The organism is Type-F symbiont of Plautia stali (assembly GCF_059731105.1).
In genome coordinates this window covers 1,482,418-1,504,387 of the sequence record NZ_AP035909.1, presented here as the reverse complement: position 1 = coordinate 1,504,387, position 21,970 = coordinate 1,482,418, and the positions used below count along the sequence as shown (strand labels likewise).

Genomic DNA, 21,970 nt, shown 5'->3' with positions numbered 1-21,970 from the left:
GAGTGATTTAGCCGATCAGGGCGGGCTTCTGGTTATCTGCCCAGCTCAGGAGCTGATCGGTCAGCAATAATTCATGGTTGACTGACGCCACATGCAGTAGCTGTTCACGGCAGCGCATCCAGGTCAGGGCCGTGTTGTTGAGCGCGCTGGCTGAAAAGTGGCTGGCCAGTAAGGCCACCACATCCTGGCGATCGATGTTGCTCAGCCACTGCTCCGCATTCTGCTGCCATTTCATGGCGTCCAGCAGTAATGAAATCAGCCAGCCAATGCGTGCTGCCGCATCGTCTGCATTCAGCACAGGCAGCAGTTGCAGGATGTCATGCTGCAACGCCGCAGGCAGCGCGTCGCAGAGCTTCTGTCTGGCCTGCCACGGCCCGGTGTCCAGCAGGCTCAGCGCCGCACCGGGCGCGCCCGCGCTCAGGCGTAACGCCGCCAGCAGCATCGCTTCATCCTGTGAGGCGTGCTTCTTCAGCCAGAGCAGGCTCTGCCCTTCATCCGGTGGCGTCAGGTGCAGCGTCATGCAGCGACTGCGCAGCGTTGCCAGCAGCCGTGACGGATCGCGGCTGCTGAGGAAGAACCAGCTGTTAGCGGGCGGCTCTTCCAGCGTTTTCAGCAGGGCGTTGGCCGCCGCTTCCGAAAGCTGTGCCGCATCCGGCAGCCAGACGACTTTTGCCCCCCCCTGCTGACCAAAGTGGTACATTTTTTCTGTCACCTGCCGCACTGCATCAATGCCCAGCGTGGATTTACCTTTCTCCGCCTCAAGCCGGTACCAGTCCGGGTGCGTATTGGCCTGCATCAGCTGGCAACCGTGGCACTGGCCGCAACTTTTCAGGCCATCCGGCTGCTGACACATCAGCCAGCGGCTCATTCCCCAGACCAGCGCCTCATCGCCCATGCCCGTCATCGCATGGATCATCAGCGCATGGTGAGCGCGATTCTCCTGATGCTGGCTGATGATCTGGCGATAAGGCTGGTTCAGCCACGGATACCAGTTCATCACGCCTGCTCCGCCAGCCACGTATCCAGCGCTGCCTGAAGTGACGCTGTCACATCAGGCAGCGCCTGTGTGGCATCAATCGTGAGGATGGCCGGATCCGCGGCTGCCAGCGCCAGATAGCGCGCCCGGGTGCGTTCGAAGAAGCGCAGCGACTCCTGCTCAATGCGGTCCAGTTCACCACGTGCCCGGGCGCGCTGCAGACCGATCTCAGGTGTCACATCCAGATAGAGCGTCAGATCCGGACGGAAGTCGCCGAGTACCGCACTGCGCAGCGTCTGCATCAGATCGCTGTCGAGTCCCCGTCCGCCCCCCTGATAAGCCTGAGAGGAGAGATCGTGACGATCGCCGATCACCCAGGCCCCGCGCGCCAGCGCCGGTTTGATCACGGTTTCCACCAGCTGAACCCGAGCAGCGTAGAGCATCAGCAGTTCCGCTTTATCGGTAACCTGTTCACCCTCAATCCCCTGCTTGACCAGCACCCGCAGCTGTTCCGCCAGCGGCGTTCCGCCTGGCTCCCGGGTAAAGACCAGATCGGTGATGCCCCGGGCGCGCAGCGTGGCGACGATAGCGTCGCGCGCGGTGGTTTTTCCGGCGCCTTCCAGGCCTTCAATGACGATAAACTTACTGTCCATTTTTTTCCTTAAGCGTCTGCCGGTAGACCTGCACCGCCTTATTATGGCTGGCAAGATTCGTGGTAAAGGTATGCCCGCCCTTGCCATCCGCCACAAAGTAGAGATAGTTGGTTTTTTCCGGATGGGCCGCTGCCTGCAGCGAGGCTTTACCCGGTATGGCGATCGGGCCAGGCGGCAGGCCATTAATCATATAGGTATTGTAACTGCTGGCCGTCTCCAGATCTTTGCGGGTCAGCGTACCGGTGTAGCTGTCGCCCATGCCATAGATCACCGTGGGATCGGTCTGGAGTCGCATCCCCGTACGCAGACGATTGATAAAGACCGACGCAACCCGCGCTCGCTCGGCGCTGACGGCGGTCTCTTTTTCAATAATAGAGGCCATCGTGACCAGATCCTGTGGCGTTTTATAGGGCAGATTGTCTGCCCGGCCCTGCCACACTTCCTCAATGGTTTTTTTCATGCGTTCATGTGCACGCTGCAGCAGCGAAACATCGGTGGTGTTCGCCGTGTAGAGCCAGGTATCGGGAAAAAAGTTGCCCTCCAGCTGATCCGCTGGCACCTTAAGCGCGCTGGCAACGGTAGCGAACTGATCGTCTTTCAGGGTATGCCGGATATAGGGTGCCTTGCGCAGTTCACTCAGCCACTCTTTCAGCCGCTGACCTTCCACAAACCGCAACGGGAACTGTGCTTCTTTACCGCTGGCCAGCAGCTGTAACAGCGAACGCACCGTCATGGTCGGCTCAAGGCGATAGGTTCCCGCCTTAAACGTCGCCAGTTCCGGCTCCAGCTTCAGCAGCGCACCGAACCAGATGCTCTCAGGTATGATCTTCTGCTCTTCCAGCTGCGCTTCAAGCGCCACCCGCCCCGTACCGGCAGGCAGCGTGTAGATCGTTTCCTGATGCAGTGTTAAAGGGGTGGCCGCAAATTGCTTAACCTGCCAGTAACTGACAACCGCGGCGAGACCCACTATCGCCAGCAGAGCGGCGAGAATTTTTTTGCTTCGACTCATGATGCATCCATTATCTTTTCACAGCTTGCGAGCAACTGATTAAACAGCGAGCGTTCAGTAAAGTGCGACGCTTCTATCTGTCGGACCGGCAGAACCGGCATCAGCGTATTACATATCACCACTTCATCGGCGTCCAGCAGCTGCGCCGGTTCGCTTTTTATAACCTGGCAAGCCTGACCTGCCGCCGCGAGTTGTGCCATCAGACTCCGCCGCATAATGCCATCCACCCCCGATTCTGACAGATCGGGGGTGTAAATCTGCGTGCCGTGACGCCAGAATAAATTGGCCGCACAGCATTCCACCACCCAACCTTCAGTGTCAAGCACCAGCGCCTCGTCGGCGTCTGTCTGGTCAAGATGAGCCCTGATCAGCACCTGCTCCAGGCGATTAAGATGTTTGATACCGGCAAACAGAGGATTACGCGCCAGACGAACCGGACTGAGGCTGAGAGACACACCACGCTGCTGCAACGTGGCGTAATGGTGCGGCCAGGGCGCGAGCGAAACAATCCGTGTGGGTTCGGCGCAGCCCTGCCGGCTGTATCCGCGTCCGCCGCTACCGGCGCTGATAATCACTTTCAGAACGGCCTGCTCCTGCCCCTGCGCGGCCTGTTTCATCTCAGCCTCAAGCTGAAGCCAGTCAATGCCGCCGATCCATAACCGTTCGCAGCCCTGCCTGAGCCGCTGAAGGTGGTTCTTCAGCAGCAGAATGTTACCCTGTCGCACAGCCGCGGTGGTAAAGCAGCCGTCGCCAAACTGCAGGCCACGGTCGCTGGCTGCCAGCGTTGATTGTTTGATACCGTTAATCCACATCGTTCTCTCCCGGGGATGACGTGTGATTTCAGCGCATTCTGCAGGATAAAAAAAGGCCCGCATCGCGGGCCTTTTTACGCATCAACACCGATTACACTTTACGGAAAATCAACGAACCGTTGGTTCCGCCAAAGCCAAAGGAGTTACACAGCGTGTATTCCAGGCCGGTAACCTGACGTGCGGTATGAGGCACGAAGTCGAGATCACAGCCTTCATCCGGATTGTCGAGGTTGATGGTCGGTGGAATCGCCTGGTCGCGCAGCGCCAGAATCGAGTAGATCGCCTCCACCGCGCCTGCCGCACCCAGCAGGTGACCGGTCATCGACTTAGTCGAGCTGACCATCACGCTCTGTGCCGCCGCACCAAACACGGATTTCACTGCCTGCGCTTCCGCTTTGTCACCGGCCGGCGTTGACGTGCCGTGCGCGTTAACGTAGCCGATCTGCGCCGGATCCAGCTGAGCGTCACGCAGCGCGTTGACCATCGCTGCCGCCGCACCAGAACCGTTTTCCGGTGGTGATGTCATGTGGTAAGCGTCGCTGCTCATGCCGAAACCGACGATTTCTGCATAGATTTTCGCGCCGCGTTTTTTCGCGTGTTCGTACTCTTCCAGCACCACGATACCGGCACCGTCGCCCAGCACAAAACCATCCCGATCTTTATCCCACGGACGGCTTGCCGCCTGCGGGTTGTCGTTACGGGTTGAGAGCGCACGTGCAGCACCAAAACCGCCCACGCCCAATGGCGTACTGGCTTTCTCTGTGCCACCTGCCAGCATCACGTCAGCATCGTTATAGGCGATGATACGTGCAGCATGACCGATGTTATGGACGCCAGAAGTACAGGCTGTCGCAATAGAGATGCTCGGACCTTTCAGGCCATACATGATGGTGAGATGACCCGCCACCATGTTAACGATGGTTGAAGGCACAAAGAATGGACTGATTTTGCGCGGGCCGCCGTTGACCAGGGAAGTATGATTCTCTTCAATCAGACCCAGGCCACCGATGCCGGAGCCAATCGCTGCGCCCATACGGCCTGCATTTTCCTCGGTCACAACCAGACCGCTGTCCTGCATGGCCTGAATACCAGCCACGATGCCGTATTGGATGAATTCGTCCATCTTGCGCTGATCTTTGCGCGAGATGAAATCATCACAATTAAAATCTCTTACCAGACCTGCAAAACGCGTTGCATAAGCACTGGTATCAAAATGGTCGATCAGGGTAATGCCGCTCTGACCGGCAAGGAGAGCACTCCAGGTAGACTCTACGGTATTGCCGACAGGAGACAACATGCCAAGACCAGTCACAACTACACGACGCTTAGACACGTTCGTCCTCCAGGGAGGGGAAATAGGAACTATGTGGGACAAACAAAAAAATCAGGCGGTCGAGCGACCGCCTGAAGATATTCATTAGCCTTTATGGCTATTGATGTAGTCGATCGCTGCCTGAACGGTAGTGATTTTCTCAGCTTCTTCGTCTGGAATCTCAGTATCAAACTCTTCTTCCAGAGCCATCACCAGCTCAACGGTATCAAGAGAATCGGCACCCAGGTCTTCTACGAAAGATGCAGAGTTGGTGACTTCTTCCTCTTTCACACCCAGCTGCTCACTGATGATTTTCTTAACGCGTTGTTCGATATCGCTCATACTATTTAATTTCCTATCAAAACTCGCTTTCGCGATGGTTTTCGTAGTGTATAAAATGGTGAAAAAGATGCAACAAAATCCCGGCTGGTCTAACCACGATTTTGCGTTATTTTGCGGTTTTAACCGCAAATAATGCAAATGATTTCGTGATTTATCAGACCATGTACATTCCGCCATTGACGTGCAGCGTTTCACCTGTGATGTAGGCTGCTTCGTCAGAGGCTAAAAATGCCACAGCATTGGCGATTTCCTGCGCTTCGCCTAAGCGACCCGCTGGCACTTCCGCCAAAATACCGGAACGTTGATCTTCGTTCAGTGCCCGCGTCATGTCAGTCTCAATAAAGCCTGGAGCCACGACGTTGACGGTAATGCCACGTGACGCGATTTCGCGCGCCAGTGATTTGCTAAAGCCAATCAAACCCGCTTTTGCTGCTGCGTAGTTTGCCTGGCCCGCGTTACCCATGGTGCCGACAACGGAACCAATGGTGATGATACGGCCCACGCGCTTTTTCATCATGGCACGCAGAACCGCCTTAGAAAGGCGGAATACCGATGTGAGGTTAGTATCCAGGATATCCTGCCACTCATCGTCCTTCATGCGCATGAGAAGATTGTCACGCGTAATGCCTGCATTATTGACTAAAATATCCACTTCGCCAAATTCAGCGCGAATATTCTCTAAAACGCTGTTAATGGAGTCAGCGTCAGTCACATTCAGTAACAGGCCCTTGCCCTTGTCGCCAAGGTAAGCACTGATGGCGTCGGCGCCACTCTGGCTGGTTGCAGTTCCGACGACTCTGGCACCGCGTGCCACCAGGGTTTCTGCAATCGCACGACCAATGCCGCGACTCGCGCCGGTAACCAGCGCAACTTTACCTTCAAAGCTCATGATTTTCCTCTTATTCCTTTCCGAGTGCAGCGTTCAGTGAAGCCGTATCGTTCACGGCAGCAGCGGTCAGGGTATCGACAATGCGTTTGGTCAGACCGGTCAGGACTTTGCCCGGACCCATCTCCAGCAGGTGTGTCACACCCTGTGCTGCCATCGCTTCCACGCTCTCGGTCCAGCGAACCGGGCTGTAAAGCTGACGAACCAGCGCATGCCGGATAGCCGACGCGTCAGATTCGGCTTTGACATCAACATTATTAATGACCGGCACCGCAGGCTGATTAAACGTTATGCCTTCAAGCGCCACCGCCAGTTTGTCGGCAGCAGGCTTCATCAGTGCGCAGTGGGAAGGCACGCTGACCGGCAGCGGTAAGGCACGCTTGGCACCCGCTGCTTTACAGGCAGCGCCTGCACGTTCAACGGCTTCTTTGTTACCCGCAATGACCACCTGGCCTGGCGAGTTGAAGTTTACCGGCGAAACAACCTGGCCCTGAGCACTCTGTTCACAGGCCTGACGGATAGCGGCGTCATCCAGGCCAATAATCGCCTGCATTGCGCCCGTGCCTTCCGGCACCGCTTCCTGCATCAGTTTGCCGCGCAGTTCAACCAGTTTCACCGCGTCAGCGAAGTTGAGCACGCCTGCACACACCAGTGCCGAGTACTCGCCCAGGCTGTGACCGGCCATCAGAACGGGCTGTTCGCCGCCCTGCGCCTGCCAGACACGGTAGATAGCCACGGAGGCGGCCAGCAGGGCTGGCTGAGTCTGCCAGGTTTTATTCAGCTCTTCAGCCGGACCCTGACTGACTAACTGCCACAGATCGTATCCCAGCGCGTCAGAAGCTTCACGGAAGGTCTCTTCAACCTGCGGATAAGTGGCTGCTAATTCAGCCAGCATGCCCACGGTCTGTGAACCCTGACCGGGAAAAACAAATGCAATTTGCGTCATCTTTCGTTCCTGTCAATCAAAAGCGAACCAGCGCAGAACCCCAGGTGAATCCACCACCAAAGGCTTCCAGCAGAATAAGGTGTCCGGGTTTGATGCGGCCATCACGAACCGCTTCGTCCAGTGCGCTTGGCACCGAGGCGGCAGAGGTGTTGCCGTGGCGATCCAGTGTGACGACCACTTTATCCATGGTCATGCCGAGTTTTTTCGCGGTGGCGCTGATGATGCGCAGGTTAGCCTGATGCGGCACCAGCCAGTCCAGCATTTCACGATCGAGATTATTGGCCTGCAGCGTTTCGTCAACGATGTGGGCCAGCTCGGTTACGGCGACTTTAAAGACTTCGTTGCCCGCCATGGTGACATAGGCAGGCTGATCCTGATGCGCGCGATCCTGATAAGGCAGGGTCAGCAGCTGCGAATAGCGACCGTCGGCGTGCAGATGGGTAGAGATGATCCCCTGCTCTTCGCTCTGGCCCAGCACAACCGCACCCGCGCCATCACCGAACAGGATGATGGTGCCGCGATCTTCCGGATCCAGCGCACGCGCCAGCACATCAGCACCAATCACCAGCGCATGTTTTACGGCGCCATTTTTGATGTATTGATCGGCCACGCTCAGTGCATAGGTGAAACCGGCGCAGGCGGCCGCAAGGTCAAACGCCGCGCAGTCTTTGATCTCCAGCATTTGCTGGATCATGCAGGCGGAGCTCGGGAAGGCATGGCTGGAAGAGGTTGTGGCGACAATGATCAGCCCAACGTCGTTCGCCTCAATGCCGGCCATTTCCAGCGCGCGCTGAGCGGCGCTGAATCCCATGGTGGCGACGGTTTCGTCAGGTGCAGCAATGCGACGCTCACGGATGCCGGTACGGGTAACAATCCACTCGTCCGACGTCTCCACCATTTTTTCCAGATCGGCATTGGTGCGAACCTGGCTGGGCAGATAACTGCCCGTACCGATAATTTTGGTATACATCTAGGCTTTGTCACTCCTGGCTAATACAGCATCAAGGCGCGCAGCAATTCGTTCGGGAATTTGCTGCCTCACCGCCTGCTCTGCCTGTTCTATCGCCACGGCGAAGGCGTGTTGATTTGCTGCGCCGTGACTCTTGATCACTGTTCCGCGCAATCCTAACAGACAAGCGCCATTGTACTGGTCGGGGTTGAGATGCCCGAAGCGCTTTGCCAGACGTTTCTGAACCCAGCGCCCCAGCAACTGAAGCCACCATGACCGTTTTTTGCCTTCCCCTGAGGACTTCAGCAGAGAAAGAAACATTCTTACCACGCCTTCCATCGTCTTCAGCGTGACGTTCCCGACAAAACCGTCACAGACCATGACATCGGTTTTACCGGTCAGCAGCTCGTTACCTTCGAGGTAACCAATATAGTTGATGTGCGGTGATTCTCGCAGCATAACCGCGGCGTCACGGATCGTTTCCAGCCCTTTGGTCTCTTCATGACCGATGTTGAGCAATGCAACACGGGGCTGTGAAATCCCCAGTACATACTCGGCCATCACGGAACCCATCACGGCAAACTGCACCAGCATCGCACTGTCTGAGTCCACATTCGCGCCCAGATCGAGTACCACCGTTTTACCCTGCTGCTGATGCGGTAAAACGGACATCAGCGCCGGACGCTTAATGCCGTCCAGCGGTTTTAATAAGAGTGTCGACAGCCCCATCAAAGCCCCGGTGTTACCGGCGCTGATGCAGGCCTGGGCACGTCCCTCTTTCACCATCTCCAGCGCCACACGCATTGAGCTGCCGCGACTGTTCCGGATGGCCTGAGCGGGCCGCGCATCACTTGCAATAACCGATTCGGCAGGGATAACCTGCAAACGCCCCATCAGGGAGGAATCCGCTTTGGCAAGCAATGGCATGAGAGTGTCGGGATGTCCGACAAGAAGAAGGAATAGTTCCGAATGAGAGGCCAGTGCCTGCAATGCTGCAGGCACTGTCACGCAGGGACCGAAGTCCCCGCCCATGGCATCAATCGCCAGGGTCAAACGTGTCAAGGTATCGCCTTGCTAAGCAAGAAACTTACTTAACGATAACCTTGCGACCGCGGTAGTAACCGTCCGCAGTGATGTGGTGACGCAGATGAGTTTCGCCAGAAACTTTATCTACTGACAGAGCAGCAGTGGTCAGCGCATCGTGCGAACGACGCATACCACGCTTAGAACGGGTGGGTTTATTCTGTTGTACGGCCATGGACCTTACTCCTATTACTTACGCTTTAAACTGGCTAATACGGCAAATGGATTTGGTTTCTCCGCCTCTGCAGGCAGTTTGCCAAAGACCATGTCCGCCTCGGACACTTCACAGTGTTCAGAATCGTGCACCGGAACGACCGGCAGCGCGAGGATCAGTTCATCCTCAACAACCGCCAGCAGATCGATCTCACCAAATTCGTTGACATCGACCGGCTCGTACGCTTCCGGCAATGCTTCGGCCTGCTCTTCAGAAGAGACGGGACTGAAACAAAAACTGACTTTTACGTGATGGGGAAAGGTCTGGTTGCAGCGCTGACAACGTAACGTCACCTGAACTTCAGCAGTACCCGTCAGTACCGCCAGACGTTGGCTATCAACCGCGAACGACATGGCACAATCCACATCACTGTCCACACTAACGACCGACTCGGCCACACGCTCCACCTGTGCAGATGTGTAGACACCCTGATAATCAAGGCGCTTCTGAGCGGTGCGGACAGGGTCCAGCGTTAGGGGTAATTTTACCTTTTGCATAGGGCGCGCATATTAACTTTGTAATGTCATAGAGTCAAAGAAAAAGGCCGTTAAACAGCATCTTTCAACCACTATTCGCATCCAGTGCGGCGCACAGTTTAAAATGACTGTCACCAATTCGCTATTACTATTGAAAAAAAATGATGCCATCGATTCTTTTAGCTTCGACCTCCCCTTTCCGACAGGCGCTGCTGCGCAAGCTGGGGCTGCCTTTTATTACGGCTGCGCCAGAAGTAGATGAGTCGCCGCTGCCGGATGAATCGGCGCAGGCGCTGGTGACGCGACTTGCCAAAGCCAAAGCGCAGGCACTGGCAGAAACCTACCCCAGTCACTGGATTATCGGCTCTGACCAGGTCTGTGTACTGGATGGCGTGATTACCGGAAAGCCTCACACCGCAGAGAAGGCGCGGGCGCAGCTGCGTGCCGCCAGCGGCAAAGCGATCACGTTTTATACCGGCCTGGCACTCTGTCATCCCGCCAGTGGCACACTGCTGCAGGCGTGTGAACCTTTTGTGGTGCATTTCCGCACCTTAACCGAGGCAGAGATTACCGGCTATGTTGAGAAAGAGCAGCCGCTTCAGTGTGCGGGCAGCTTTAAAAGTGAGGGGCTGGGAATTTGTCTGTTTGACCGACTGGAGGGGCGCGACCCCAACACGCTGGTCGGCCTGCCGCTGATTGCGCTCAATGCAATGCTGCAGCAGGCCGGCATCAATCCTTTAACCGCGTGATGCCGAAGCACTCACCCTTTACGCTGACGTAACCTGAGCAGGCACTGCTTCAGGCCTTCGTCCAGCGGCGCTTCCACCCGCATCACGTCGCCCGTGCCAGGATGGGTAAAGGTCAGGGCCGCCGCGTGCAGGAAGAGGCGATTTAAGCCGGTTGCCGCCAGCTGACTGTCAAAGTCACGTTCGCCATAGCGATCGTCAAACGCGATAGGATGACCGGCGTGCAGCGTATGCACACGAATCTGGTGCGTGCGACCGGTTACCGGGCTGGCTTTCACCAGTGTGGCAAACTCAAATCGCTCTTCCACTTTAAAGCGGGTTTCAGAGGGTTTGCCTTCGCTGCTGACGCGCACCACGCGTTCGCCGCTCTGCAGAATATTTTTCAGCAGAGGAGCCTGAACCACTTTCAGGTGTGACGGCCAGTTGCCGCGCACCAGCGCCAGATAATCCTTCTGCATCCCTTTTTCGCGCAGTTGCTCATGCAGGGAACGCAGCGCCGAGCGCTTTTTCGCCACCAGCAGAATACCGGAGGTGTCACGGTCCAGGCGATGCACCAGTTCCAGGAAGCGAGCTTCGGGACGCAGTGCGCGCAGGCCTTCGATGACGCCGAAGGTCAACCCGCTGCCTCCGTGAACGGCGGTGCCGGAAGGCTTGTTCATCACCAGCAGCGCCTCATCTTCATACAGAATGGCGTCAGCTAGTGAGGCCACTTTTGCCAGCTTCGGTGACACGGCCTCGTCATCGCGTTCGGCGACCCGCACCGGTGGAATGCGAACCTCATCGCCCTCCTCCAGCTTGTATTCGGGCTTGACGCGCTTTTTATTCACCCGCACCTCGCCTTTGCGAACGATGCGATAAACCATGCTTTTTGGCACACCCTTGAGCTGGGTGCGCAAAAAGTTATCAATGCGTTGTCCGGCATTTTCAGCCGTGATGGCGACAAAGTGTACGCCCGGATTCTCTGTTTTCATGGCGGCGATTCTAAATAGTGTCCCCTAATAGCGCCACCCCTTTTTCTGTGCTTAACTCTGGGGTTGATGTGGCGGCAGGTCGCCTCCCTGCTGACTTTTTCAGCAAACCGCTGCTTTGTCCGACACATTAATAAGTTAAATGTAAAGAAACTTCACAAGCTGGCTAAAGTCGCCTTGCTATATGAAGGTTAGCAGTGGAATAATGCTTGAGTTTCTTACCTGAAGCATTTCAGGGCAGAAAAAGAGCGAAATTGTCATTTTGCCGGATTGAGCAGACACGCAGCAATGGCGTAAGACGTAATGCGAAATCAGGCACTTAGCGGGCTGCGGGTTGCGGCCTGGACAACAGTATGGGATGCACGGGTTTTTTAATTGTCTCAGGCATTTCCACTATCTGGTGCTGTTTTCCCTTATGAAAAACAGGCCACCGACGTTATTTGCGCCCCTCGCGCGGTCGACAGCCGTGAGGTTGACGACATTGCACTAAGTCACGGGGCCATCGGTTGATACTCGTCCAGGGTAACTATGCCCGCAGCTGTAATCACTCATGAAAGAATAACGAGTAAGTCACGATGAAAAGAATGTTAATAAACGCAACTCAGCAGGAAGAGTTGCGCGTTGCCCTGGTTGACGGTCAGCGTCTGTACGACCTGGATATCGAAAGCCCCGGACACGAACAGAAAAAAGCCAACATCTACAAAGGTAAAATCACTCGCATTGAACCCAGCCTTGAAGCTGCGTTTGTCGACTACGGCGCAGAGCGTCACGGTTTCCTCCCGTTAAAAGAAATTTCCCGCGAATACTTCCCCTCCAGCTACAACGCGCATGGCCGTCCCAACATTAAAGATGTGCTGCGTGAAGGTCAGGAAGTCATTGTTCAGATCGATAAAGAAGAGCGCGGCAACAAAGGCGCGGCGCTGACCACCTTTATCTCGCTGGCGGGCAGTTATCTGGTGCTGATGCCGAACAACCCGCGTGCAGGCGGTATCTCCCGCCGCATTGAAGGTGACGACCGTACTGAGCTGAAAGAAGCCCTGTCTGCGCTGGAACTGCCGGAAGGCATGGGCCTGATCGTCCGTACCGCAGGCGTCGGCAAATCTGCCGAATCGCTGCAGTGGGATTTAAGTTTCCGTCTTAAGCACTGGGATGCGATCAAAAAAGCCGCAGAGAGCCGTCCGGCGCCCTTCCTGATCCATCAGGAAAGTAACGTGATTGTGCGTGCCTTCCGCGACTATCTGCGTCAGGACATCGGTGAAATCCTTATCGATAACCCGAAAGTTCTGGAGCTGGCGCGTCAGCACATCGCTGCGCTGGGCCGTCCGGACTTCAGCAGCAAAATCAAGCTCTACACCGGTGAAATCCCGCTGTTCAGCCACTATCAGATCGAATCGCAAATTGAATCCGCGTTCCAGCGCGAAGTTCGCCTGCCGTCCGGTGGCTCTATCGTCATCGACAGCACGGAAGCGCTGACCGCTATCGATATCAACTCAGCCCGTGCGACACGCGGCGGTGACATCGAAGAGACGGCGTTTAACACCAACCTGGAAGCGGCCGATGAGATTGCCCGTCAGCTGCGTCTGCGCGACCTGGGCGGGCTGATCGTTATCGATTACATCGATATGACTCCGGTTCGCCATCAGCGCGCCGTCGAGAATCGGCTGCGTGAAGCGGTCCGTCAGGATCGTGCCCGTATTCAGATCAGCCACATTTCACGTTTCGGCCTGCTGGAGATGTCACGTCAGCGTCTGAGCCCGTCACTGGGTGAGTCCAGCCACCACGTCTGCCCGCGCTGTAGCGGCACCGGCACCATTCGTGATAACGAGTCGCTGGCCCTGTCGATTCTGCGTCTGATTGAAGAAGAAGCGCTGAAAGACAACACCAAAGAAGTGCACGCGATTGTTCCGGTTCAGGTGGCCTCTTACCTGCTGAACGAAAAACGTGAAGCGGTCAACGCGATTGAAAAACGCCAGGGTGGCGTGCGGGCGATCATCGTTCCTGATGACAAGATGCAGACCCCACACTACTCCGTGCTGCGCGTGCGTAAAGGCGAAGAGACGCAGACCCTGAGTTATCACCTGCCGAAGCTGCATGAAGCCGAGATGGCAATGCCGTCGGATGAGGAGCACTCTGAGCGTCGTCGTCCTGAGCAGCCAGCTCTGGCTGCCTTTGTGATGCCAGATGCGCCGCCGGCCCCGGTTGAAGTCGCTCCTGAAGCGAAGCGCACCGAAAGCAAGCCCGCAGCAAAAGGCGCGCCGGCGGTGGCACCGTCAGCGACCGTCAGCACCGGTTTCTTCGGACGCCTGCTGGGTGGCCTGAAAAAAATGTTCGCGGGCGAAGAAGCCCCTGCTGCTAAGCCTAAGACCGCTGCCGTTGCTGAACCGCAGAAAGCCGCAGAAAGTGAGCAGGAGCAGAGTTCCTCCCGTGGCGGCGAGCGTCGCAACAATAACAACCGTCGCAACAACAATCGTCGTGAACGCACGCCGCGTAACGGTGACAATGCACAGTCACGCGAAGGCCGTGAACCGCGTGAAAGTCGTGAGCCACGTGAACCGCGTGAGAGCCGTGAGCCACGCGAGAGCCGCGAGCCGCGTGATGGCAACGATAATCGCCGCAACAAGCGTCAGTCTCAGTCTGGCGAGGCTCGCGAAGAGCGTCCGGCACTGAGCGAAGAAGCGCGTCAGCAGCGTGAAGAGCAGCAGCAACAGCGCCGTGAACAGCGTGCAGAACGTCAGCGTCGTCGTCAGGAAGAGAAGCGCGCGGGTGAAGAAGCCGCCAAAGCCGCAGAGCAGTCAGCCGTGGCAGATGCGCCGGAAGCGACTGACGCACAGGAAGAGGAACGCGTTCAGGTTATGCCGCGTCGTAAGCCGCGCCAGCTGAACCAGAAGGTACGCGTTGACGACAACCGCCAGCCTGTGGCAGCGGATGCCAGCGACAATGCGCAGCCTGCCGAAGTGCGTCAGCCTCAGCCAGCCGACGTTGCTCAGCCGCAGCCTGAGTTGCAGAGTGCTCAGACTGATGAGCAGGATGACAACGAGAACCGCGACGGTGCGAATATGCCGCGTCGCTCACGTCGTTCACCGCGTCATCTGCGCGTCAGCGGACAACGTCGTCGTCGTTACCGTGATGAGCGTTATCCGACGCAGTCTGCAATGCCTCTGGCTGCGGCAGCAGCCTCGCCTGAGATGGCGTCCGGTAAAGTCTGGGTTCGCTACCCGGTAAGCCAGGCCAGCGAAGAGCAGGTTCAGAATGTGACGCATGAGACACCGGCGTACAGCCCTGAAGAGAGCGCAGAAGTCACTGCGCTGCCGGTCGCGGCTGCGACTGCGGCTGCGGCTGAATCCGCAGTACAGGCAGACGTCTCTGCAGAGCAGGCTGCGCCGCAAGCCGATGCGCCAGTTCAGCAGGCTGACGCCGCAGTACAGCAGGCCGAGCCACTGGCAGAAACACCCGTGCCGGTGGTGAACACTAACGACACCCGTGCTATTGAAGCACCGGTTGATCAGCAGCCTTCTGTGGTCCCCGCTGCAGACGAAGCAAAAGCAGAAGTGGTCGCGGCTGAAGCCGTTCCTGCTGAACCGGTCACGGAAACCCCGGTTGCGGCCTCTGCGGATACCGCACAGCCAGCTGACGTTGCTGAGCACGCTGCCGTTGATGTCAGCGAAGCGATTGCCGCCGAGGTTGAAGAGGTTCTGAAGGCTCCGGTCGCAGCCGATGCTGACACCGCGCCGGTTCAGGAACCTCACGCACCGGTTGCCGCGCGCGATGTTGCGCCTGCAGCTCCCGTGACCGCAGCCGAGCCGGTAGCAGCCGCGCCTGCTGCTGATGCGGTAGCCAATGACGGCACGCGCTGGAAGCACTTCGCCTCTGCGCCAATGACTAAAGCCCCGGCGCCAGCCTGGCAGTCAGAACCGGCTCCGCACAGTGACTGGGTACGTTCACCGTATCAGTTCGACGGTCGCGGTTCGGCAGGCGGTCACAGCGCCACGCATCAGGCAACAGCCCCGGCAACCAAGCCGTAATCTCTCAGCAGTTGTCATCTGAACCCCGGCCTTAGCCGGGGTTTTTTTATGGCTGCCATTCTGTCCCCCTGCTCCGCCAGTCGCTAAATCACAGGCAAAAAAAATCCCACCCTCCCTGAGGGGAGAGTGGGAAAAACTAAGCGTATCCGGTTAAAGTACGCTCAAATTTTCAGGTCAGATTACGAGTTCATCTTAAACAGTGACATCTTCGACATGTCGGTAAAGGTCTTATAAGAAGCCTGTAGTGCCGTCTGCTGCATGGTGTAGCTGGAAGCGGCCTCGGTGTAATCCACATTCACCAGGTCACTCATCTGGGAGTTATAGATCACGTCGCGGTCATCACCCTGCGCATTCAGCGTATCGATTTCAGACAGCTGGGTACCAATCTCAGCACGCACGGTTAAAACATTATTCAGCGCATTGCCCAAGCCGCGGTTGGTTTTATCCATGGCGTCCTGGAAGGTCTTTTTGGTTGCGGCGTCAGCATCATTCTGCGGCACTTTCAATGCGGCAATCGCGCTATCCAGCATCTTAAACAGGTTGGTTTCGCTGGCGCTGCCATCCGGCTCTTTGGTTGCGTTGCTGGTGATAGACATAAAGACATTGTCACCGGTGTGCGCCACGGTCATGGTACGGCTGGTATCGACCTTCTGGGTGATGGCTTCTGTGCCGCCCGCGTAGCTGACGCCGGTTCCGGCACCATCAACAAAAGGTGCGCTGTCGGTTTTATAACCTGCAAAGATGTAGCGTCCGTTGGCATCCTGGCTGTTTGCCTGGTTCAGCAACTGAGCACGGATCCCCTCCAGCTGGGTGGCGATCGAGCCACGGTCATCGTCGCTCAGCGTACCGGTTGAACCGTTGATGATCAGCGTCTGTGCGCTCTGAATACTGCTGGTCACGCCTTTCAGCGCATTCTCTTCCAGGGAGAGCCCCTGCTCAGCAAAGGTACGCGCCAGCGCATACTGACTTCCCTTCTGCTGGGTCTGTGACAGCACCACCGCGCGTGACGCCGCAATCGGGTCATCCGAGGGATTCGTTACACGGCGACCGCTGGAGAGCTGCTCACCCACTTTCAGCCAGGAGGCCTGCGAGTCGGTAATGCCGCGCACCTGCTGGTCAAAAATCATATTTGTACTGATTCGCATGTTATCTCCTGCCCTTAGCGAATATTGATCAATGCGTTAAACACGGTGCTGGCCGTCTGCAGCACCTGCGCATTAGCCATGTAATATTGCTGGTATTTAGTCAGGTTGGCGTACTCCTCATCGAGGTTTACGCCAGAGACCGACTGCTGGCGATCGGTCAGCTGACTGACCACGCTTTTCTGGGTGGTGCTGGTGGTTTCCAGCGAGCTGGTTTTGTTACCCACGGTGCTGACGATGCTCGCATAAGCCTGCGACAGCGTGGCATTTCCGCCCACCAGCTTCACATCCTGCAGGTTCAGCAGCTTCTGCGCATTGCGGTTATCACTTTCGCCGCCCACGGCGCTCGCCGCGGCTACCTGGGATTCACTGGTAATCGCTACGGACATGTCGTTAATGACGTTCTGAACCGGCTTCACCAGGAAACTGTCTTTCGCGGCAGGTGCCGGGGTGGCCGCGACGGTCAGTTTCAGACCATCAAAGCTCAGCGTCGTGTTGCCACTGGCGTCGGTTCCCTGCGCAATGGTGACCGCCGTGCTGTCTGAAGCACGGGTGGCAGTCCATTTAGTGCCGTCATAGCTGACGGTGTAGTTAGAGGCTTTCAGCGCGCTGGTATCGGTCCATTCGGCGGTGACGGACGCAGCGGTGCTGTTTTTGCTGTTGCTGACTACCAGCGGAGTGCCGATGTTAAAGAAATCGACACCCTGGTCGCCGTTGCTGTCAAAGCCCTGCTTGTGCACGTCGTTAAAGCTGGTGGTAAAGGCCGCCGCCAGCTGTCCGAGCTGATTCTGTGCCAGATCGAGATCCTGAGAGCGGAACGCCAGCAGACCGCCTAGCGATCCGGTGGTGATCAGCTTTTCCGGGATCTCGACGTTGCCCGCCTGTTTGTCGACATAGCCGATGGTGGTGCGTGTCGGATCGCTGCTGGAGTTCATCGCCACCAGATCGCTGGATTTATAGCCGTTGACCAGCGTCAGGCCGTTGGCCATGGATACGGTGTAATTGCCATCCTGCTGCGAAACCGTGACGCCAACCACGTTATTCAGCTCGTTAACCAGCTGATCGCGTTTATCCAGCAGATCGTTAGGTTCGGCACCGTTGCCGTTTGTCAGTTTGGCAATCTGCTGGTTGAGGTCGGCAATCTGCGAGCTGTAGGTGTTGATCTGTTTCACGCTGGAGGCGACATCAGAATTGACGCTGTTCTGCATGTTGTTCAGATACTGCGCCGTGGTCTGAAACTGGCTGACCAGCCCCTGAGCGTTACTGAGCATAGACTGACGCGCCGAGGGATCGTTGGCGTTGCTGACCACGTTCTGCAGGTTGGTAAAGAAGCCCTGCAGGGAGGTGGAGAGACTGGTGGTCGAGGTCGACAGCAGATCGTCAATGTTAGAGATCTGGCTATGCTGGAGATCGACAGCACTGTAGCTGGCACTGGCACCGCGCAACTGCGTTGCGATGAAAGCATCATACTCGCGCTGTACACCGGAGATTTTTACGCCGTTGCCGTAATAGCTGTTGCCCTGCAGGGTACTGTTTGCCTGCGCCAGCACCGTTGTCTGACGGGAGTAGCCCGCCACGGTGTAGTTCGTGATGTTATTACTGGTGGTGCTCAGGGCGGCCTGTGCGGCACTCAATCCGCTCATCGCGGAGTTAATTATGCTGGACATCTCGGTTCCTTACGTTCCCCCGTCAACCGGGCTGGCAGAGATCTGAATGAACGCCAGCGGGCGAAAACGCATCTGGCTTATGGTGATGTTATCGGCTTGCTTAAGTGAAACTTGAGGCGCAATGATCAGAACAGGTCGCCAATATCCTGGCTGTACGCTTTAACGACTTTGTCGCCCATGCTTTTGAATTGCTGAATCATTCCCACCAGCTTCTGCGCATATTTAGGATCGGTGGCATAGCCCGCCGCCTGCAGCGCCTGCGCGCCCTGCTCTGCACTGGATGCGGTAGTGACCGCCGCATAGCGTGGGTTTTTCGTCAGGAGCCGGACGTAGTCGGTCAGCGCCTCGAAATAGGAGTTATAGACCCGGAAGCTGGCCCGGACTTTTTTCGCTTCGCCCTGCTCATATTCGGTGGTCATGATGTCGGTGGTGTCACCCTTCCAGTCGCCACTCGCTTTGATGCCGAAGACGTTGTAGCTCGGTTTACCGTCGCGGGTCAGGATCTGACGCTGGCCCCAGCCCGACTCCAGCGCCGCCTGCGCCAGAATCAGGTGATGAGGGATACCACTCTGCTGACTGGCCGCCTGCGCGGGCTGCGTCAGCTGCGCGATGAACTCGCGGCTGTCGCTGGGCAGGCCAGTTGGCGAAGCGGCAGGCAGACGCGGCATAGCTTTACGCACCATCTGCTCCAGCTGCTGCGCCGGCATCGGCGTCGCCCCGCTGGTGCTGAGGATGAAGCTGTTATCCAGCTTCATCGGCACCGTTCCGGCTTTCTCATCCGGCGCGACAGCGGGCTGCATCTGTTTGACGATGGTTTCCGCCAGGCCAAGCCCGCGTTTCCCCATCTCCTGCGCAATCTGCTGGTCATACATAGAGGTGAAGAGTTTGGTCTGTTCGTTGCTCATAATGCCGTCCTGCGGCAACGCCTCGCGCATACTCTTCAGCATCATCTGTACAAACATCCCTTCGACCTGACGCGCCACCTGCAACGCATGCCCTTTCGGGTCGTTGCTGGCCTGGTGTTTCAGTTCATTCAGGGAGCGGCTGTCGTAAGCCGCACTCATCACAGATTGCATATCAGCCATCAGATAATTTCCAGTTTGGCACGCAGACAGCCGGCACTCTGCATTGACTGCAGAATCGACATCAGCTCGATAGGTGACGCGCCCAGCGCATTCAGCGCACGCACCACGTTGTTCAGGTTGGCGCTGGCGTTGACGCGTTGCAGCGCACCGCCGCTCTGACGCAGATCGATCTGGGTCTGCGTTGTGGCCACCGTCTGACCACCGGCCAGCGGGGTATCAGGCTGGCTGACGTTCTGCTGCTGGTTGACCGTCACAGAGAGGTTGCCCTGCGCCACCGCACACTGATTCAGCGTCACTTCGCGGTTCATCACCACCGAGCCGGTACGGGAGTTGATGATCACTTTGGCATCTTCAACCGGAATCGAGACGTTAATGTTCTGGATATCGGCCAGCAGACGCACCTGCGCGCCATTGTTTGGTGAGACGCGGATCTGCACGGTACGCGCATCCAGCGGCTGAGCCGAGCCATATCCCCCACGCGCGTTAATCGCATCAGCAATTCGCTGCGCCATGGAGAAGTCTTCGTTGTTCAGCTGCAGGTTAATGGTGTTCTGCGAACCAAAGTTGCTCTGCAGTTCACGCTCTACCGTGGCCCCGCCGGTAATCCGGCCGCCGTTAAGCTGGTTAACCTGAACACTGCTGCCGCCTGCCGATGCGCCTGCACCGCCCACGAGGATATTTCCCTGCGCCAGCGCATAGACCTGGTTATCGACCCCTTTCAGCGGCGTCATTAACAGCGTGCCGCCGCGCAGGCTTTTGGCGTTACCCAGTGAAGAGACCACCACATCCAGGTTCTGTCCCTGACGGGCAAACGCGGGCAGTTTTGCGGTGACCATAACCGCCGCCACGTTTTTCAGCTGCATGTTGGTGCCTGCGGGCACGGTAATCCCCAGCTGTGACAGCATGTTGCTGACGGTCTGAGTGGTAAACGGCGTCTGGGTCGTCTGGTCACCGGTACCATCGAGACCCACAACCAGGCCATAGCCCAGTAACTGGTTTTCGCGAACCCCCTGGATGGTGGTTAAGTCACGAATTAAATCGGCTTTTGCCAGCAGGCTGACGCCCAGCAGCAGCGCCAGCCCGGCGCGCAACAGCGTTAACTTTTTCATTGAAACCTCTTACATCGGCGAGATGTTCAGGAAGAAGCGCTGTAACCAACCCATGGTCTGCGCCTCATTGATATAGCCATTTCCGACGTACTCGATACGTGCATCGGCGACAGCGGTAGATAACACGGCGTTGCTGGCGCTGATGGTGCGTGGGTTGACTACACCTGAGAAGCGAATGAACTCCGTGCCCTGATTAATGGCGATCTGTTTTTCACCGACCACGTGCAGGTTGCCGTTCGACAACACCTGATCCACCGTGACGGTAATGGTGCCGGTAAAGGTGTTGTTGGCAGATGCGCCCCCTTTCCCGGCGAAATCGTTTTTGCCTTCCGCGCTGATATTGGCTTTTTCGCCACCGGCACCCACCAGGCCCGCCAGACCGGTCGGCACGGCGTTCAGGCCAAAGCTGTTGCTGCCATCGCGGCTGGCATTGGCGGAAGAGCTTTTGCTGGCACTGACGTTTTCCTGCAGCGTGATGGTCAGGGTATCGCCAATGTTGCGTGGACGGCGGTCTTCAAACAGCGGCTGGTAGCCGTAGTTAAGCGGCGCGACGCCCTGGAAAATGGAGCCGTTTACCACCGGTGGCGCGGACGGCATCGGCTGTGCTGTGGTTGCGCCTTCGACCAGCGGGGTCCGGGGGACCAGGGCACAACCGTTAAGAGTTAGCAGCAGCGAGGCGACTAACCAATGTCCAGGCTTGAGAATCTGTTGCTTCGCCACGGCGTCACGACCTTATTAATGTCTGTCATTCAGGCCAGCATGGGCTGGCCCTGTTCGGGATTAAATCTGCGTTAATTTCGCCAGCATCTGATCAGAGGTACTGATCGCCTTGCTGTTGATTTCGTAAGCGCGCTGCGTCTGAATCATGGTGACCAGCTCTTCCGCCACGTTAACGTTTGAGGTTTCGGTATAGCCCTGATAGAGCAGACCCGCGCCGTTCTGGCCTGGGGTGCTGTCAGTCGGTGCGCCCGATGCCTGAGTTTCCTTGTAGAGGTTTTCACCCACGCTATCCAGACCGGCATCGTTCATGAAGGTGCTCAGGGTTAACTGACCCACCTGCGCAGCCTGGGCCTGGCCCTGCTGCGTCACGCTGACCACTCCGTCACGCGAAACCGTGATGCTGGTGGCGTTAGCCGGAATGGTAATGCCGGGCTGCACCGGGAAACCGGAGTTGGTCACCAGCTGGCCGTTCTGATCCACCTGAAACGCGCCGTCACGGGTATAAGCAGAGGTGCCATCCGGCATCTGAATCTGAAAATAGCCCTGGCCGTTAATGGCGATATCTTTTGAATTGCTGGTCTGTGACAGGTTGCCCTGGGTGTGCAGACGCTCAGTGGTGACCGGACGGACACCGGTGCCGATCTGCAGACCGGATGGCAGCGTCGTCTGTTCGGACGACTGCGTGCCCGGCTGGCGCATGGTCTGGTACATCAGATCTTCGAACACGGCACGCGAACGCTTAAAGCCATTGGTGCTGACGTTAGCCAGGTTGTTGGCAATCACGTCCATGTTCATCTGCTGCGCATCAAGACCGGTCTTAGCGATCCATAAAGAACGAATCATGTTGTTATCC

The 21,970-nt window shown here is 57.2% G+C and carries 21 protein-coding genes; 2 read left to right on the top strand and 19 right to left on the bottom strand.

Annotation, left to right across the window (positions count from 1 at the left end; all coding sequences use genetic code 11):
- Nucleotides 1-7: 7 nt before the first annotated feature.
- From holB to yceD, 12 genes are all read right to left on the bottom strand, one after another.
- Entirely contained in the window at nt 8-997 is a 990-nt protein-coding gene (gene holB / locus AC6I7A_RS07090; protein WP_058957496.1) for a DNA polymerase III subunit delta', read from the bottom strand.
- A complete protein-coding gene (gene tmk / locus AC6I7A_RS07085; protein WP_009090858.1) occupies nt 997-1,629 on the bottom strand; it encodes a dTMP kinase in 633 nt (210 codons plus the stop codon). Before tmk ends, holB begins: the two co-directional genes overlap by 1 nt.
- Nucleotides 1,619-2,638 (bottom strand): endolytic transglycosylase MltG, encoded by a 1,020-nt coding sequence (gene mltG, locus AC6I7A_RS07080; RefSeq protein ID WP_058957497.1) that lies wholly within the window; start codon nt 2,636-2,638, stop codon nt 1,619-1,621. Before mltG ends, tmk begins: the two co-directional genes overlap by 11 nt.
- The gene (gene pabC, locus AC6I7A_RS07075; protein WP_058957498.1) at nt 2,635-3,450 is read right to left on the bottom strand and encodes an aminodeoxychorismate lyase; all 816 of its coding nucleotides are present in this window, start codon (nt 3,448-3,450) and stop codon (nt 2,635-2,637) included. Before pabC ends, mltG begins: the two co-directional genes overlap by 4 nt.
- A gap of 91 nt (nt 3,451-3,541) precedes the next feature.
- Nucleotides 3,542-4,783 carry a beta-ketoacyl-ACP synthase II gene (gene fabF / locus AC6I7A_RS07070; RefSeq protein ID WP_009090861.1) on the bottom strand — a complete coding sequence of 414 codons (1,242 nt, stop codon included), beginning with the start codon at nt 4,781-4,783 and terminating at the stop codon, nt 3,542-3,544.
- An 84-nt stretch (nt 4,784-4,867) separates the two neighbouring features.
- Nucleotides 4,868-5,104, bottom strand: a complete 237-nt coding sequence (acpP, locus tag AC6I7A_RS07065; RefSeq protein ID WP_003849865.1) for an acyl carrier protein — start codon at nt 5,102-5,104, stop codon at nt 4,868-4,870.
- Nucleotides 5,105-5,258: 154 nt separating this feature from the next.
- Nucleotides 5,259-5,993: a 3-oxoacyl-ACP reductase FabG gene (fabG, locus tag AC6I7A_RS07060; RefSeq protein ID WP_009090862.1), complete on the bottom strand. Its 735-nt coding sequence runs from the start codon at nt 5,991-5,993 to the stop codon at nt 5,259-5,261.
- A 10-nt stretch (nt 5,994-6,003) separates the two neighbouring features.
- Nucleotides 6,004-6,936 (bottom strand): ACP S-malonyltransferase, encoded by a 933-nt coding sequence (gene fabD, locus AC6I7A_RS07055; protein ID WP_058957499.1) that lies wholly within the window; start codon nt 6,934-6,936, stop codon nt 6,004-6,006.
- Nucleotides 6,937-6,952: 16 nt separating this feature from the next.
- Nucleotides 6,953-7,906 (bottom strand): beta-ketoacyl-ACP synthase III, encoded by a 954-nt coding sequence (locus AC6I7A_RS07050; protein WP_009090864.1) that lies wholly within the window; start codon nt 7,904-7,906, stop codon nt 6,953-6,955.
- Nucleotides 7,907-8,947 carry a phosphate acyltransferase PlsX gene (gene plsX / locus AC6I7A_RS07045; protein ID WP_009090865.1) on the bottom strand — a complete coding sequence of 347 codons (1,041 nt, stop codon included), beginning with the start codon at nt 8,945-8,947 and terminating at the stop codon, nt 7,907-7,909. It abuts the gene before it with no gap.
- A gap of 25 nt (nt 8,948-8,972) precedes the next feature.
- The gene (gene rpmF, locus AC6I7A_RS07040) at nt 8,973-9,143 is read right to left on the bottom strand and encodes a 50S ribosomal protein L32 (RefSeq protein ID WP_003849870.1); all 171 of its coding nucleotides are present in this window, start codon (nt 9,141-9,143) and stop codon (nt 8,973-8,975) included.
- A gap of 14 nt (nt 9,144-9,157) precedes the next feature.
- Nucleotides 9,158-9,679, bottom strand: coding sequence for a 23S rRNA accumulation protein YceD (gene yceD, locus AC6I7A_RS07035; RefSeq protein WP_009090867.1), 522 nt, complete (start codon nt 9,677-9,679; stop codon nt 9,158-9,160).
- Between the two features lie 140 nt (nt 9,680-9,819).
- Between yceD and AC6I7A_RS07030 the strand changes: the two genes are divergently transcribed.
- Nucleotides 9,820-10,407, top strand: coding sequence for a Maf family protein (locus tag AC6I7A_RS07030; RefSeq protein WP_058957500.1), 588 nt, complete (start codon nt 9,820-9,822; stop codon nt 10,405-10,407).
- 11 nt (nt 10,408-10,418) lie between these two features.
- Here AC6I7A_RS07030 and rluC read toward each other — a convergent pair whose 3' ends face one another.
- Nucleotides 10,419-11,375 carry a 23S rRNA pseudouridine(955/2504/2580) synthase RluC gene (gene rluC / locus AC6I7A_RS07025; RefSeq protein ID WP_058957501.1) on the bottom strand — a complete coding sequence of 319 codons (957 nt, stop codon included), beginning with the start codon at nt 11,373-11,375 and terminating at the stop codon, nt 10,419-10,421.
- Between the two features lie 572 nt (nt 11,376-11,947).
- On the opposite strand from rluC, the gene rne reads away from it, so the two are divergent.
- On the top strand, nt 11,948-15,394 hold the full coding sequence (rne, locus tag AC6I7A_RS07020; protein WP_058957502.1) for a ribonuclease E: 3,447 nt from the start codon (nt 11,948-11,950) through the stop codon (nt 15,392-15,394).
- 179 nt (nt 15,395-15,573) lie between these two features.
- Here rne and flgL read toward each other — a convergent pair whose 3' ends face one another.
- The 6 genes from flgL to flgG form a co-directional block, all read right to left on the bottom strand.
- Complete coding sequence (gene flgL, locus AC6I7A_RS07015; RefSeq protein WP_058957503.1) at nt 15,574-16,539, bottom strand: flagellar hook-associated protein FlgL; 966 nt, start codon at nt 16,537-16,539, stop codon at nt 15,574-15,576.
- Nucleotides 16,540-16,553: 14 nt separating this feature from the next.
- Nucleotides 16,554-18,203, bottom strand: a complete 1,650-nt coding sequence (flgK, locus tag AC6I7A_RS07010) for a flagellar hook-associated protein FlgK (RefSeq protein WP_058957504.1) — start codon at nt 18,201-18,203, stop codon at nt 16,554-16,556.
- Between the two features lie 125 nt (nt 18,204-18,328).
- Complete coding sequence (flgJ, locus tag AC6I7A_RS07005; RefSeq protein ID WP_009090874.1) at nt 18,329-19,288, bottom strand: flagellar assembly peptidoglycan hydrolase FlgJ; 960 nt, start codon at nt 19,286-19,288, stop codon at nt 18,329-18,331.
- Nucleotides 19,288-20,397 carry a flagellar basal body P-ring protein FlgI gene (locus tag AC6I7A_RS07000; RefSeq protein ID WP_009090875.1) on the bottom strand — a complete coding sequence of 370 codons (1,110 nt, stop codon included), beginning with the start codon at nt 20,395-20,397 and terminating at the stop codon, nt 19,288-19,290. The genes flgJ and AC6I7A_RS07000 overlap by 1 nt, the downstream gene beginning before the upstream one ends.
- Before the next feature lie 9 nt (nt 20,398-20,406).
- The gene (locus AC6I7A_RS06995; protein WP_033736336.1) at nt 20,407-21,117 is read right to left on the bottom strand and encodes a flagellar basal body L-ring protein FlgH; all 711 of its coding nucleotides are present in this window, start codon (nt 21,115-21,117) and stop codon (nt 20,407-20,409) included.
- A 60-nt stretch (nt 21,118-21,177) separates the two neighbouring features.
- Nucleotides 21,178-21,960 (bottom strand): flagellar basal-body rod protein FlgG, encoded by a 783-nt coding sequence (gene flgG, locus AC6I7A_RS06990; RefSeq protein ID WP_009090877.1) that lies wholly within the window; start codon nt 21,958-21,960, stop codon nt 21,178-21,180.
- Between the last annotated feature and the right edge of the window lie 10 nt (nt 21,961-21,970).